At 60.8% G+C, this 14,445-nt stretch carries 10 protein-coding genes; 8 read left to right on the top strand and 2 right to left on the bottom strand.

The window, feature by feature from the left end; genetic code table 11:
• Window positions 1–14 precede the first annotated feature (14 nt).
• The 4 genes from U5822_RS00475 to U5822_RS00460 are packed head-to-tail and all read left to right on the top strand — an operon-like array spanning window position 15 to window position 5,121.
• Complete coding sequence (locus tag U5822_RS00475) at window positions 15–1,238, top strand: glycosyltransferase family protein (protein ID WP_322853667.1); 1,224 nt, start codon at window positions 15–17, stop codon at window positions 1,236–1,238.
• Window positions 1,235–2,965 (top strand): sugar phosphorylase, encoded by a 1,731-nt coding sequence (locus U5822_RS00470; protein WP_322853666.1) that lies wholly within the window; start codon window positions 1,235–1,237, stop codon window positions 2,963–2,965. Before U5822_RS00475 ends, U5822_RS00470 begins: the two co-directional genes overlap by 4 nt.
• Window positions 2,966–2,979: 14 nt before the next feature.
• Window positions 2,980–4,113 carry a tRNA-queuosine alpha-mannosyltransferase domain-containing protein gene (locus tag U5822_RS00465; RefSeq protein WP_322853665.1) on the top strand — a complete coding sequence of 378 codons (1,134 nt, stop codon included), beginning with the start codon at window positions 2,980–2,982 and terminating at the stop codon, window positions 4,111–4,113.
• Window positions 4,114–4,146: 33 nt separating this feature from the next.
• Window positions 4,147–5,121 (top strand): NAD(P)H-quinone oxidoreductase, encoded by a 975-nt coding sequence (locus U5822_RS00460; RefSeq protein ID WP_425258687.1) that lies wholly within the window; start codon window positions 4,147–4,149, stop codon window positions 5,119–5,121.
• Window positions 5,122–5,154: 33 nt separating this feature from the next.
• Here the strand turns inward: U5822_RS00460 and U5822_RS00455 are convergent, their stop codons facing one another.
• Window positions 5,155–6,180: an NADP-dependent oxidoreductase gene (locus U5822_RS00455; protein ID WP_322853663.1), complete on the bottom strand. Its 1,026-nt coding sequence runs from the start codon at window positions 6,178–6,180 to the stop codon at window positions 5,155–5,157.
• Window positions 6,181–6,351: 171 nt separating this feature from the next.
• On the opposite strand from U5822_RS00455, the gene U5822_RS00450 reads away from it, so the two are divergent.
• Genes U5822_RS00450 through U5822_RS00440 form a run of 3 tightly spaced genes read left to right on the top strand, consistent with a single transcriptional unit; the run spans window position 6,352 to window position 12,907 of the window.
• Window positions 6,352–8,472, top strand: coding sequence for a type VI secretion system Vgr family protein (locus U5822_RS00450; protein WP_322853662.1), 2,121 nt, complete (start codon window positions 6,352–6,354; stop codon window positions 8,470–8,472).
• The gene (locus tag U5822_RS00445) at window positions 8,469–11,831 is read left to right on the top strand and encodes a toxin VasX (protein WP_322853661.1); all 3,363 of its coding nucleotides are present in this window, start codon (window positions 8,469–8,471) and stop codon (window positions 11,829–11,831) included. Before U5822_RS00450 ends, U5822_RS00445 begins: the two co-directional genes overlap by 4 nt.
• Window positions 11,828–12,907, top strand: coding sequence for a hypothetical protein (locus U5822_RS00440; RefSeq protein ID WP_322853660.1), 1,080 nt, complete (start codon window positions 11,828–11,830; stop codon window positions 12,905–12,907). Before U5822_RS00445 ends, U5822_RS00440 begins: the two co-directional genes overlap by 4 nt.
• A 42-nt stretch (window positions 12,908–12,949) precedes the next feature.
• Here the strand turns inward: U5822_RS00440 and U5822_RS00435 are convergent, their stop codons facing one another.
• Window positions 12,950–13,858, bottom strand: a complete 909-nt coding sequence (locus U5822_RS00435; protein WP_322853659.1) for a DUF1853 family protein — start codon at window positions 13,856–13,858, stop codon at window positions 12,950–12,952.
• Between the two features lie 80 nt (window positions 13,859–13,938).
• On the opposite strand from U5822_RS00435, the gene U5822_RS00430 reads away from it, so the two are divergent.
• Window positions 13,939–14,379, top strand: coding sequence for a VOC family protein (locus U5822_RS00430; protein ID WP_322853658.1), 441 nt, complete (start codon window positions 13,939–13,941; stop codon window positions 14,377–14,379).
• The last annotated feature ends 66 nt before the right edge of the window (window positions 14,380–14,445 follow it).

Genomic DNA, 14,445 nt, shown 5'->3' with positions numbered 1-14,445 from the left:
CAAGGAGAGCCGCCATGGGCGACTTTTACCAGAATGGCATTGTCACCACCCTCCATAACCTGGTTCGCCGACCGGTTGAAGACATCGAAGCGGAGTTGATGCAGTTTCGAAAGGCCCGCCCCATGTCGCTCGTGCTGCCCTCGCTGTATTCGGAGCTGGAGGGGCCGGCCCTGAAAAACATCGTCCAGGAACTCACCCAGGTTCCCTATCTGGACCAGATTGTGATCGGACTGGATCGGGCCAATGAAGCCCAGTACCGCCACGCCCTGGAATACTTCTCCGACCTGCCGCAGAACTTCAAGGTGCTGTGGAACGACGGCCCCCGGCTTCGGGACATCGACCTGAAGCTGCGGGAGCAGGGGCTGGCACCCACGGAAATGGGCAAGGGGCGCAACGTCTGGTATTGCTTCGGTTACGTGCTGGCCTCGGGCCTGAGCAAGTCGGTGGCGCTGCACGACTGCGACATCCTCACCTATTCCCGAGACCTGGTGGCCCGCCTGATCTACCCGGTCGCGCACCCCGGGTTCAATTACATGTTCTGCAAGGGCTATTACGCCCGGGTCGCGGACAGCAAGATGAACGGTCGGGTCTCCCGCCTGCTGGTGACACCGCTGATTCGCGCCCTGAAAAAGGTCTGCGGCCCGAGCGATTTCCTCGACTACCTGGACAGCTACCGTTACCCGCTGGCCGGCGAGTTTTCCTTCCGCACCGACGTCATCAACGACCTGCGGATTCCCAGCGACTGGGGCCTGGAGATCGGGGTGCTGTCGGAGATGAAGCGCAACTACGCCACCAATCGCCTGTGCCAGGTGGACATCGCCGACGTCTACGACCACAAGCACCAGGAGCTGTCGCCAGAAGACGCCAGCCGGGGGCTGTCGAAAATGAGCATGGACATTTCCAAGGCGCTGTTCCGCAAGCTGGCCACCAACGGGGAAATTTTTTCCAGCGAGAAGTTCCGGACCATCAAGGCGTCCTATTTCCGCATCGCGCTGGACTTCATCGAAACCTACCAGAACGACGCCATCATCAACGGTCTGAGTTTCGACCGGCACAAGGAAGAGAAAGCGGTGGAGCTGTTTGCCCAGAACGTGATGCGCGCTGGCGCCTACTTCCTCGACAACCCCATGGACACGCCGTTCATCCCCAGCTGGAACCGGGTCACCAGCGCCATTCCTGACATCAAGGAACAGCTGTTTGAGGCCGTCGAACGGGACAACGAGGAGTTCCGTCCATGACTGAGCCGCTGAAGGCCAAGCTGGTTGCCATGCTCGCGGTGGTCTACCCGGAACGGGAGTGTGAGCCGCTCGCCGACCAATTGCTCACGACCATGGGTCTGGACGCGGATCACCCGTCGCCGCCGGCGCACCAGAACAATTGGGACCAGTCCGATGTGATTCTCATCACCTACGCCGACTCGCTGCAGAAGGCCGGGCAGAAACCGCTGGTGACCCTGCGGGAATTTCTCAACCAGCGGCTGTCCGAGACGGTGTCGGCGGTGCACATACTGCCGTTTTTTCCCTACAGCTCGGACGACGGCTTTTCGGTCATGGACTATCTGGCGGTCAACGAGTCCCACGGCGACTGGGAGGACATCGAAGCCATCGCCGGCGACTTCAAGCTGATGGCGGACCTGGTGATCAACCACATGTCGGCCCGCAGCCGCTGGTTCGAGAATTTCCGCAAGCGTATCGATCCGGGCCGGGACTATTTTTTTGAGGGCAACCCCAGGGATGACCTGAGCGCCGTGGTGCGGCCGCGTACCTCGCCGCTGTTGACGCCGGTCCAGACCGACGATGGCGAGCGCCACGTGTGGTGCACGTTCAGCGAGGATCAGGTGGACTTGAACTTCGCCAACCCGCAGGTACTGATCGAATTTGCCGGGATCATCCGCTATTACCTGGAGCGGGGCGTGAGCCTGTTCCGGCTGGATGCGGTTGCCTTCCTCTGGAAAGAGCCGGGCACCCCGTGCATCCACCTGCAACAGACCCACGAACTGATCAAGATCCTGCGGCTGCTGATCGAACACCATAGCCCCGACGCCGTGGTGATCACCGAAACCAACGTGCCCAACCGGGAAAACCTGACCTATTTCGGCAACGCCAACGAAGCCCACGTCATCTACAACTTCTCGCTGCCGCCGCTGCTGATCAATACCCTGGTCACCGGCGACTGCCGGCACCTGAAAACCTGGCTGATGAGCATGCCGCCGGCGCAGATGGGCACCACCTACCTGAACTTCATCGCGTCCCACGATGGCGTCGGTATGCGCCCCACCGATGGCCTGCTGAGTGAGGACGAAAAGCAGCGGCTGATCAACACCATGGATTCGTTCGGCGGCAAGGTGTCCTATCGGCGCACCTCGGACGGCCGGGACCAGCCGTATGAGATCAACATTGCCCTGTTCGACGCGCTCAAGGGCACGGCCCAGGCCGGCGCAGACCACTTCCAGTTGCAGCGCTTCCTCTGCGCCCATACGGTGATGCTGGCGCTGGAGGGCATTCCGGCGTTCTACATCCACAGTCTGCTGGCTACCGAGAACGACCACGAGCGGGTGGAGAACACTGGGCGCCTGCGTTCGATCAACCGCAGCCAGTGGTCGGTGGACTCCCTGGACCAGGCGCTGCAGGATCCCCGGAGCCACCACGCCCAGGCCTTCGAGGAACTGAAGCGGCTGATTGCCATTCGCCGCAAGCAGGCGGCCTTCCATCCCAACGCCACCCAGTTCACCCTGCACCTGGGGCTGCAGGTGTTCGGCTTCTGGCGCCAGAGTACCCGCCGGGACCAGTCCATCTTCTGCATCCACAACATCAGCGACCAGACCCAGCAGATCGCCCTGAGCGACATCAACCTGATTGGCACTGACCACTGGCAGGACCTGATTTCCGGCATGACCATCGATGACCTGTCCGGCAGCATCACCCTGAAGCCCTATCAAAGCGTCTGGTTGTCGAATCGGGAGTAGGGCAGAATGCCCGCATGCCCGACTCGACTGCCTCGAACAAACTCCCAGCCAAACCCCGCATCCTGGTGCTGTCCGGTTACGACGCCGGCAGCCACCGGCGCTGGCGCGAACAGCTGGTCGCCAGTCAGCCCGGTTTCGAGTGGCACACCCTGGCCCTGGCGCCCCGATTCTTTCGCTGGCGCATCCGGGGTAACCCACTGTCCTGGCTAGAGGAACCTTTGCTGCAGCAGTCCTGGGACTTGCTACTGGTCACCTCCATGGTTGATCTGGCTACCCTCAAGGGCTGCCATCCCCACCTGGCCAACACCCCGGCGCTGCTGTACATGCACGAAAACCAGTTCGCCTATCCGGAATCGGACGGGCAGCACGCCAGCATCGATCCTCAGATGGTTAACCTGTACAGCGCCATTGCCGCGACCACCGTGGTGTTCAACAGCGACTGGAACCGGCGGAGCTTTCTGGACGGGGTGGCACGGCTGCTCCGGCAACTGCCCGATGCCGTCCCCGAAGGCGTACTGGCGCGGCTGGCGGACAAGTCCGTGGTGGTTCCAGTGCCCATCGAAGACCGGCTGTTTGTCGAGCGCGCTGCCCCTATCAACCGGCATTGCCCGCATCTGCTGTGGAATCATCGCTGGGAGTACGACAAGGGCCCGGATCGGTTGTTGTTGCTGCTCGATGCGCTGGTGGCGCGCGGGCAGGACTTCCGGGTGAGTGTGGTGGGTGAGCAGTTCCGCCAGCAACCGAAGGCATTTACGGCACTTCGGCGGCGCCATGGCGACCGGGTGGTGCACTGGGGCTTCATGGCCGAACGCGCGGACTACGACCGGCTGCTGCAGACGGCGGATGTGGTGCTGTCAACGGCCTTGCACGACTTCCAGGGCCTGTCGATGTTGGAGGCCATGGCGTCTGGCTGCCTTGCCCTGGCGCCCGACCGACTCGCCTACCCGGAGTATGTGCCTGCAGACCAGCTGTACCCGAGCCTTCCCGATGACGCCGAGCTGGAAACGCAGGGCGCGGCCGACCGGCTACAGGACCTGTTAGGACGGGAGCCCGCTTCGAAGGCTCCCTGGGCTTGGAGCCTGGACCGGCTCGCGCCCGGTTATGAAGACATTCTCATTACAACCCTGGAAAAACATCGGTTATCCTGACCCGATGTTATCCATGCCGAGAACGCAGACATGATGAAAGCAATCCAGGTAACCGGTGACCGCCTCAGTTGGGAAGACGTCGACGACCAGGCGGAGCTGCCGGCTGACCATGTCGCAATCGATGTTGTCTGGACCGCCATCAACCGGGCTGACCTGCTGCAGCGGGCCGGGGTGTATCCACCGCCGCCTGGGGCCTCCGATATTCTGGGTCTGGAAGTCAGTGGCCGGGTGTCGGCGCTGGGGGCGTCGGTGTCGGGGTTTGAGGTAGGTCAGGAGGTCTGCGCCCTGCTGACCGGCGGCGGGTACGCCACCAAGGTGGTTGTTCCGGCGGTGCAGGTGTTGCCGGTGCCGAAAGGCTACTCCCTGAGAAAGGCGGCGGCCATCCCGGAGGTGTTCGCCACCGCCTGGCTGAACCTGTACCAGGAAGCGGGACTGGAGCCTGGCCAGCGAGTGCTGTTGCACGCGGCGGCCAGCGGCCTGGGTACCGCCGTGATTCAACTGGCCACTGCGTTTGGTAATCCGGTGTTCGCCACCGCGGGCGATGCCCAGAAGTTGGAAGTGTGCCAGCAACTGGGCGCGACCGGGATCTGGAACCGCAACGACGGCTCGTTCGTGGATGCGGTGAAAAGCTGGGGGGGCGTCGATATGGTGCTGGACCCGGTGGGTGGCAGCTACATCGCGGACGATCAGAAAGTGCTGAACGTCGATGGCCGGATTGTGCTGATTGGCCTGATGGGCGGGCGCATGGCCGAGGTCGACCTGGGCCTCATGCTGGTGAAGCGTCACCGGCTGATTGGCTCCACGCTGCGGTCACGAACCGTGGTGGACAAGGGCAAGGTGATGCAGGCGTTGCAGCGCCACGTCTGGCCTTTGCTGAGCGCCGGCCAGATTGAGCCATTGATCGACAGCGATTGGCCGATCACCGACGTGGAAGCGGCCATGGCGTACGTTGCCGACAACAAGAATACCGGGAAAGTGCTCCTGCAAGTCGCGGAGGATGAGAAGTAACCCTCCCGGCATTCGTTTTTGGGTGCGCCTCGCTCAGTCGGCGATGTGCACCAGCTGCTTGCCAAAGTTCTTGCCTTTCAGCATGCCCTTGAACGCATCGACCGCGTTTTCCAGCCCTTCCGCGATGGTTTCCTGATACTTCAGTTCGCCTGAAGCAATGCGGGACGCCAGGGTGTTGGTTATTTCCTGGTGCTGGTCCTGCCACTCGGTGACCAGGAAGAAGCGGTGCTCCGGTACCGGGTCGAGGGCCTTGAGGACGTGGAATGGGGTTTCCACTTCGGCCATGTTGGTGGCGTTGTAGGCGGACACGTAGCCGCAGATGGGTACGCGGGCGCCGTCATTGAGCAGGGGCGCCACAGCCCGGGTCACCGCGCCACCCACGTTCTCGAAGTAGATGTCGATGCCGTCCGGGCAGGCGGCCTTGAGGTCCGCCTCGAGATTGCCGGCCTTGTAGTCCACGCAGGCATCGAAGCCCAGTTCATTCACCACGAAGTTGCACTTGTCCGGTCCACCGACGACCCCGACCACGCGGCAGCCTTCGGTCTTCGCGGTCTGGCCAACCACGGTGCCTACCGGGCCGGACGCGGCGGAGACCACCACGGTGTCGCCGGGCTTGGGTTTGCCCACGTACATCAGGCCGCAGTAACCCGTGCGCCCGGGCATGCCGGCGACCCCCAAATAGGTCTGCAGTGGCACGCCTTCCTTCTGGTCAATCTTGTAGACCATCGGGGCGTCGGCGGGAAAGGTCACGTACTCCTGCCATCCGGAGTAGCAGGTCACCAGATCGCCCACCTTCAGGGCATCGGACCGGGATTCGACGATGCGCGCCACACTCTCGCCAACAATCGGCTCGTCGATGCCAATGGGGTCCATGTAACCCTTGGCGTCGTTCATCCGTGGGCGCATGTACGGGTCGAGGGAGAGCCAGAGCACCTGGGCGACCACCTCGCCGTCGTTGGGAGCCCGGACGGGGCGTTCTTCCATGACCAGGTCGCCGTTCTGGATTTCACCCTCTGGACGTTGCTTGAGCACAATGGCTCGATTCTGGTATTCGCTCACGATCTTCTCCGGTTGCATTATGAAACCAGATTAGGGTGCAGCAGAATCAAGCTGTGGTCAACCTCTCACCTTGGGCCGATGGTCGGGCGGTTCGGGTTACATTGCGGTGGGCGGTGGCTATAATCGTGTGCGCTCAGGATGAGCCGGAAACTTGCTTCAAGGATCGAAGACATGTCCCACGCCCGTGGCTTGCAGTTCACCGTCCGTGTCGGTGAGCACCCCCAGGATTTGTTCGCCGTGGTTGGCTTTGCGCTGACCGAAGGCCTTTCTGAACTCTGTCAGGGCCGGCTGGAGCTGGCCAGTGTTGACCCCCATGTGGATGTTGGCCGCCTGCTGGAACAGCCGGTGGAGCTGTTGGTCTGGCAGGACGGTGTCCCCCGGCGCCGGTTCAGCGGCGTGGTCAGCGAAGCCGCCCGTGGCGACGCCGGCCACCGCCGGACCCGCTATGAACTGGTGGTCCAGCCGCCGCTGTGGCGATTGGGGATGATGCACAACAGCCGGATCTTCCAGGGTCAGAGTACCGAGGCCATGGTCCGCACCCTGCTGGAAGAGCGCGGCATCGTGGAGACGGTGTTTGAGCTGAAACGACCGGCCCAGCTGCGGGAGTATTGCGTCCAGCACCGGGAAGCCGACCTGGCGTTTGTGGAGCGGCTGGCGGCGGAAGAGGGCTGGCATTACCGCTATCGTCATGGAAGTGCCGACGGTTCCGAGCCTCCGGCCCTGATCTTTGCCGATCACCACGGCGATGCCCCCACGCTCGATCCGGTGGCCTACAACGCCACGGCCGGCGGCAGTCACCGGCATCCGGCGGTGTTCCGGCTGCGCGTACAGGAGCGGGTGCGGGCCGCCTCGGTGGCGCTGAAGGATTACACCTTCCGGAACCCGGCCTACGCCCTGATGCACGAGCAGGGCGCGAGCACGCCCTACCAGCGGGACGATTACCAGCACTTTGATTATCCCGGCCGGTTCAAGGCCGACGCCATCGGCCAGCCGTTTACCCAGGCCCGCCTCGACGCCTTGCGCAACGACGCCAATACCGCCCAGGGTGAGAGCAACCGCCCGGACTTCAGTGCCGGTGCCAGGGTTGAACTCACCGATCACGATCAACCCAATCTGAACCTCCCTTGGCTGCTCACATCCGTCACCCATCTGGGCCGGCAACCCCAGGCCCTGGAAGAAGAGGGTGGGGCCGAGCCTACCCACTACCACAACCATTTCAGCGCCATTCCGGCCAGCCAGACCTGGCGCCCTCTGTGCCGCCACCGCCCGCGCATGGACGGCCCTCAAATCGCCATGGTGACCGGCCCGGCGGGTGAGGAAATCCATTGCGACCAGTACGGCCGGGTCAAGGTGCGGTTTCCGTGGGACCGCTACAGCCAGAACGACGAACACAGCAGCGCCTGGCTGCGGGTCAGCCAGGGCTGGGCCGGCGGCCAGTATGGCTTCATGGCGCTGCCGCGCATCGGGCACGAGGTGATTGTCTCCTTCCTGGACGGCGACCCGGACCAGCCGATCATCACCGGGCGCACCCATCACGCCTCCAACCAACCACCGTACGCCCTGCCCGAGCACAAGACCCGCACCACCCTGAAAACCCAAACCCACCAGGGCGAGGGCAGCAACGAGCTGCGCTTCGAGGACGAGGCCGGGCAGGAACAGGTCTACGTCCACGCCCAGAGAAACCTGGACCTGCTGACCGAACACAACCGCACCGAGGTGATCCGGAACGACAGCCACCGGACCATCGGCAATCACTCGTTCAGTCGCGTTCGAGGCAGTGCCCACGCCACGGTCGAGGGCGAAGCGCGAGAATCCTATGGTGCCGACGTGCATCTGGACATTGCCGGCAGTCTCCACGCCTCGGTGGCCGGGGCCTTCGGTAGCGAGACCGGGCAAGAGGTGCACCACAAAGCCGGCACCAAGGTGGTGGTGGACGCGGGCGCCGAACTGACGATTGCCGGTGGTGGTAGCTTTATCCGGCTCGACGCCAGCGGGGTCACCCTGAGTGGCCCGGGCATCAAGATCAATTCCGGGGGCGCGCCCGGGACCGGTGCCGCGGCGCAAGTGAGTCAACCCGAGCTGCCCATGGCCATCGAGGCCGGCGTCGCCGATGCGGCGGCGCCGACGACCCTGGCGGAGGTGGATCAGCGGCAAGACGCCAGCGCGCTGGCGCTGGCATTTGCCGGTATCGAGCGGCCGAAACGAGAACTGATTGTCGACGTCATCGGTGGCGGTTCGGCGGGCGAGGACGTTGTGGTCCTCAAACCCCCGGTACAGGAGGCCGAACAGTGAACGATACCCTGAGCTTCAACGATGAGACCCTGGACAACGCCTTGCGCCGACGCACCGAGTACGATGACCAGAATCCGGGCGCGATGGTTTTGTCGGTGCCCAAGCGAGCGGGTGGACACATCAACCTGCCCCTGATCGACACGGTCCGATCGAGCGTCGAGCAGGCAGGACACCAGGAGAACACGCTGCTGCGCATCAAGCCGCTGGCGGCATTGACCAACAACCTGCCGGTGCAAGCCGGCGGCCTGACCTTCCACACGGGCCGGGGTGTCGCGTTGCTGCGACCCGGCTATCTGTATGTGTTCCGGGGCGATGTGCTCTGGCGGGAACTGGAGATCGATACCAAGGGTTGGATGAGCGACGTTGATCTTCAGGGCGTCCGGCGAGCCTCGGACGACTCGGCGCAGACAGGGAGCCCAGCCAGGATCAGTGAAGGCGAGTGGCTGTCGAACGTCCTGGTGCCCGTTCTGCTCCAGGGGCGTGCCGTCATCCATGGGATTCGGGTCGCCTACAGTGAGGTGCAGTGGGATTGGCGCTACATTCGGCACCTGGAGGACGATCCGGCCGCCCGGCGGGCCCGAACCACAGGCATTGACCACGCCTGGCCTGCGGCCACGGTAGATGATCTTGCTTTTGATAAGGGGTACCCGGCGTCAAAGATCACCAGCGTTAAGGGAGTCCGGGCCCGAGACCTTGGGGTCGAGCTCATGCTGGAGGATCCCGCCGATTTTCGGCCCGAGTTCGAGGCGCCGGCGGACCAGGAGCTTTGCACGCGGCTGAAGCAACGCCTGGAGCAGATCGCCGGTGACGATCAGAGGCCTTTGAACATGGCTCTCAATGTTGGCCCAGGTAAGGACCTTTTGGATGGCCTTCGTGACCAGAAAGGCGTGGTAGGCGTCTCCATCCCCGATCCGCTGTTCCAATTGCGGCACTCCCTGAGCCAACTGCACCTGGCCCTCCATTACCTCGATGCCGTGGACCGATCGATCAAACACAAGCCCATGATTCACTCCGCCATGCTGATCCGGCAGGCAGTGTTCGATCCGCTCGCGCTTGACGGCAAAACCGATCTGCAGAAATACGCCGACGCCATCGACAAGGACAAGCTCGACGAAGCGCTGGACACCCGGGAGAAGGACCACGCGGTGGCGGTCATCGACCGTCACCTGGAACAGCTGCAGTCGTTGATGAAAAGCCGGGTGCTGGCCGCTGTCCTGGACGATTATCGCGCGTGCAGGGACTTGGCCATCTGCGAGGGCTACCTGTTGATTGCCGACCAGCTGAACCTCCTTCAGCAGATACCGGGTGTTCTGCGAGCGAACGGGTTGGCTTGTGAACACGATCTGCACAAAAGCCTGAAACGCTGGCTCTTCGACAGCGACTTCCTCGCCGACTGGGCTCCCCCGCCTCCTGACCCTGACGACACTGACCCATCGAACGTCTCGGAACCCCTGCATCAGCGGCTCCGGCAACTGACGGACGATTCGAGTGAGATCACCGGGGAAATGTTGGACCGCTTGAACCTGCAGTCCCTCGCGTACCTTGAGAAACAGCTCCACGACCGTGAAGAAGGCGCGTCAGGCATCGACAAAACACTGTTGGATGCCGGCAAGGTGGGCAGCCTGGTTGCACGTTCCCTGGAAGAATGGAGCACAGCCGTGCTGAAGGTGTGCGAGCGCCTTATGGCGGAGGGCGCAGTGACTCAGGTTGAGATACAGCGAGTGATGATCTCGGTTGCCTCGAACTTCACGATGGCCGATCCGTCGCTTGAGGGCATTAGCATTGTTAGTCGTGGGAGTGTTGAGTCATCGGGCACCATTCTTGGGGTGAGAGGTAACGGTCTGACGCTCGGTCTGACCCAGTTTGACCGGACTGAAGGCATACTGACTCGAAAGAATGACTACCTGTACGCCGACTTGATGAATGGCTCCGATGACATGATGGGCTCAACAAGCCCTTCCAGGGTTGTAGACGATTTGGATGCCACCGTTGTAAAAGCCGCCGGTCCTGCATCGGTTTTCTATGCGCCGGCGGGTCATGCGGAAGCGAAGAAACTCGGGTTGCTGAAGGTCGACTGGGCGAAACGCATTGGAAAGATCGTGGATGGGCCGGCGGTATCGCGTGGGTTGGTTGCCTTGGCAGCGTTTAATGTCTTCGTTGAGCTTCGAGCTGCCTGGGCAGCAAGTAGTGCTTCAGACAACCATCTGAAAACCTTTGCTAAAGGGTCCTTGGGCCCGGCTGCAGATTTGACGGCTGCTTCATTGAAGTTATCAATCGCGCTTAATGCTCATTCCGTCGAACGGGCTCGCGCTACTGCAACGTTTCGAATGGCGACACGGCCTTGGTTCGATGTGAAAGGGTGGTGGTTCATTGGCAGTCGACTCCAAAATCTCGGGGCATCGACACTCGTAAGGACTATCGGTCTGGCGAACTTTGCAGCGGGAGCAATTGGCGCTGGTCTGAGCTATTGGGATATGAGGCACTGTCTTTCGAACAAGGATTTCGACGCGGCAACGGGGCATGCCCTTGCGTTGACGGGCGGAACCGTCTTCCTGGCATCACCCCTTATGCATACGTTGCTGGCCATTCCCGGATGGGGTTGGGCGATGCTCGGCATGGCGATGGTTGTTGGTGGGGGGATCTATGCCGCTCATGCTTCAGATGGTCTGTTCGAACAACTGCTTAAGCGTGGCCCGTGGGGCGTTCACTCAGACGAAAGCGCAAGCGCTTTGGATGATCGTGATTTTTACGCTCAGCTAATCACCTTGATGTCACCTGTTTCGGTTACTGCGAGTAAATTTTCGGATGTGGCGACAGATGTGGCTCTTTCTCACTCAGATTATCCACCGGCGCCTGATGACTATGTCGTCACGGTGCAAATGCCTATCGCGAGCAGCTTAAGGCTCGCTGAGGAAAATCGATCCGGGTTGCCCCCAAAAACTCTTAGATTGGTATTTCAGGAAGTAGCGTACGCAACGTCCCAAGTGTCGGGAGTGGTTCCTGCGGAAGCGGTCACTAGCACCCACCTTCGCAGTACAACACCATTGCAGAAAGTCGTTGGCCGGGAATCTTTACCCAACCAGTCGGCGGTCCGTTTTTTAGTCAAACGAGAGTTACGTCCAAATAACTACGAGAGTGTTGGGTACCGAGAGTCAGTATCGACTGCATTGAGGGTCGGGCTTCAGGCGGTCATTGATACGGAAGCCGGACCGATTGTTTTCCCTTCTCCGGTGTTGGAGGACTTTCAGGCTTTTGATCTAGCCCTGCATGGCACGCCCCCATCGAAGCGTAGATCTTTCCTTTCCCCCTACGCGCAACCTAAATCCCCTTACTGGTTCTTTACCGAGGTAGCAACATGATTGAAAAAAACGGATCAGCCTTCGACGAATCAGCTTTTAGAGCAAGCGAAATAATTGGCTTACCCAGCGGGTTAGAGAAAAGGGTACGTTTCGCCGACGAACTCCAGCCTATAGGCACCTACGCATACGTGGATCCTTATTACAACGTGCTCCAAGGTGTTGAAGCAGTCCAAGATAATGAAATCGACGATCCTGAATTCAAGAATAAAGATTGGTGGTGGGATCACAAGAGCATCCGGTTTCTAAACGCCAAGGTTGGAATGAAGATTCTCTTGCTAGCACTGCCGTTTCTCTGGTTTCTGTTTTTATGGGTTTCTGGCCCGCTCGCTGTTTCGTGGCTCGTGGCCGAATTCCTGAACCGGACTTCTGTGCCTGAAGTCGTGGACTTTATCGTCTTCATTGTCGCATTTGTACTGAGTTTTGGGTGGATGATTTTAGTTCTCTGGGTGGGACCAAGTGTCACGAATTGGCTTATGAGCACCGGAGTTGGTTTTTTTCTTAAGCCATTCGAAAAGACGATTGAAAAGAGAGTCGACGAGGTTCTGGAGGACGGTTGCAGTGAATTTAACCGAGTGACTGGCCAAGTCCGCTTCGCCATGGGGCGAAGGCGGTTCTTTGAAGCGCCGTTTGTGGAGTTCGATGCCTACGTTGAGCGAATTATCCAGCATGGAGGCATTTTCTACCGGCTGATGTTCATCCATCGTTACACTCAAAAAACCTTTAATCAAACCTGGCTCAGCGGCATCGAGGCGACTAAGGGGGAGGTTCTGGCGCTGTGGGATATGATTCAACGCTACATGGACGTGTCTGAACCGTTACCCGATGTTCCTAGGTTGGAGCCCTTCCGTCATCTGGATCCCGTGACGCGCCAATATGACAACGAGACCAATCGAAACCCAAGATACTGGCGTGACCTCGACCTCGAGACCTGGAAAGCCGGTGAGGGCGTTGAGATGTTAAGGCGGCAGAATCAGTACCCTTGGGCATCTCGCAGGTGCAAATTAACGCCTCAGCTGGGCAGAGTGTCCATGGCTGAATACCGGAATATGCGTCCGGCGACGGCTTGGCCTATTTAAATGTTCGCCCTTCGACGTTGCGGAGCATCGTCGAGTCCATGCTTAGCGGCCTTGGGTTGGCCACGAGGAGGGCACAACGAAAATCCTACGTTGTTCCACCCAGCCGTCGGATTGTCCGTCGGGAACCAACTCCGAGAAAAGGCGCGGAATTTGATCCTGGTTGATGCGGGCAATTTCCTGAGATGCCTCTTGGGTGGCTGGTAGTGTGTCTTGTCGCCAAGGACCAACCCAGTGCGGCTTGTGCAGCTGAACCCATGACGACGTATCGGTGCCAGTCAGATTGTCTGCATAATCCCACCAACCCCGAAGGTGGTTGTCAGGGGTTTTTGACGGCGACTCCAGAGCTTCGGCCAAGGGGTAGAACAGGTAGCCGGGCATGAAAATGCGGGCGGTCAAGGGGCCGGCAATGCCGTGCTCGGCCAAGATGGCCAGGGTTTCTGGCTGATGGGTGCGGCGGCTTTGGTGATTGATGAGCCGGTCGCTTTTCAGATCGAGTCGGTCCCGTGCATTTGGGCCATACCACAGCACCGGGGCGCCATTGCTGGCAAAGCCCAGGTAATACTTGATGGCAATTTCGTGGTGCTCGATCCGATCGTCCGTGCGGTTATGGACGACGAAGTCCAGTTCGCCCAGGGTGTGCCCGTTGGACTGGATCTGGGTGTTTTTCAGCAGAATGTCCCACCCGAGTAAGTCGGTCAGCAGCACCTCGTAGAGTCGCTCGAAGTAGAAACCGAGCCGTTTTTGCGGCGGCTCCCGAAGAAGCGCGGGGCCGGTTTCCGGGGCCCGGTCCCAGTCCCGAAGCAGGTCGAGATAGTGATCGGGAAGGTAGTCGGAAGGCTGGAAACTCAACCTGGAGTGAATCAGCGGCGGCGCCGAGCACAGCCAGGCCAAATGGCGTACCGCCGGCTGCCGGAATTCGAGAAGGCTATTGGTGGGGCTACGTACATCCATGGACCCAGAATACCGTAAACTGTCGCCGAGGTAAGGGTGAAGCGTCACCCGCGGTCCAACCACGACGACAAGGAGCTGCCATGCAATATCTCCACACCATGATTCGGGTCAGCAACCTGGATGAGACGCTGCATTTCTTCTGCGACCTGCTGGGTATGAAGGAGATCAGCCGCAAAAGCAGTGACAAGGGCCGGTTTACCCTGGTCTTCCTGGCCACGCCCGAAGACGAGGACCGAGCCCGACAGGACAAGGCCCCGATGATTGAGCTGACCTACAACTGGGATCCCGAGGAATACGGCGGCGGTCGCAACTTCGGGCATCTGGCGTACCGGGTCGATGACATCTATGCCCTGTGTGAGCACCTCCAAGCCCACGGGGTCACCATCAACCGCCCGCCCCGGGACGGCCATATGGCGTTTGTCCGCAGTCCCGACAACATCTCCATTGAGCTGTTGCAGAAGGGGGATGCGCTCCCACCGAAGGAGCCCTGGGCCAGCATGGAAAACACGGGTACCTGGTAACACCATCACAGCCCGGTTTACGACCGGCGCGTCGCTTCACCGGAACAGCGGGCATCAGGACGGTGC

It is taken from the genome of Marinobacter qingdaonensis (genome assembly GCF_034555935.1).
GTDB classification, from domain to species: Bacteria; Pseudomonadota; Gammaproteobacteria; order Pseudomonadales; family Oleiphilaceae; genus Marinobacter; species Marinobacter qingdaonensis.
The sequence above is the reverse complement of the archived record's forward strand: the minus strand, read 5'-3'. Positions and strand labels throughout refer to the sequence as shown.

What these genes read in the sequence shown, in the direction of transcription:
- U5822_RS00465 (WP_322853665.1), top strand. Translation starts at nt 2,980, where the DNA reads ATGCCCGACTCGACTGCCTCGAACAAACTCCCAGCCAAACCCCGCATC.
- U5822_RS00475 (WP_322853667.1), top strand. Translation starts at nt 15, where the DNA reads ATGGGCGACTTTTACCAGAATGGCATTGTCACCACCCTCCATAACCTG.
- U5822_RS00430 (WP_322853658.1), top strand. Translation starts at nt 13,939, where the DNA reads ATGCAATATCTCCACACCATGATTCGGGTCAGCAACCTGGATGAGACG.
- U5822_RS00470 (WP_322853666.1), top strand. Translation starts at nt 1,235, where the DNA reads ATGACTGAGCCGCTGAAGGCCAAGCTGGTTGCCATGCTCGCGGTGGTC.
- U5822_RS00440 (WP_322853660.1), top strand. Translation starts at nt 11,828, where the DNA reads ATGATTGAAAAAAACGGATCAGCCTTCGACGAATCAGCTTTTAGAGCA.
- U5822_RS00450 (WP_322853662.1), top strand. Translation starts at nt 6,352, where the DNA reads ATGTCCCACGCCCGTGGCTTGCAGTTCACCGTCCGTGTCGGTGAGCAC.
- U5822_RS00435 (WP_322853659.1), bottom strand. Translation starts at nt 13,858, where the DNA reads ATGGATGTACGTAGCCCCACCAATAGCCTTCTCGAATTCCGGCAGCCG.
- U5822_RS00460 (WP_425258687.1), top strand. Translation starts at nt 4,147, where the DNA reads ATGAAAGCAATCCAGGTAACCGGTGACCGCCTCAGTTGGGAAGACGTC.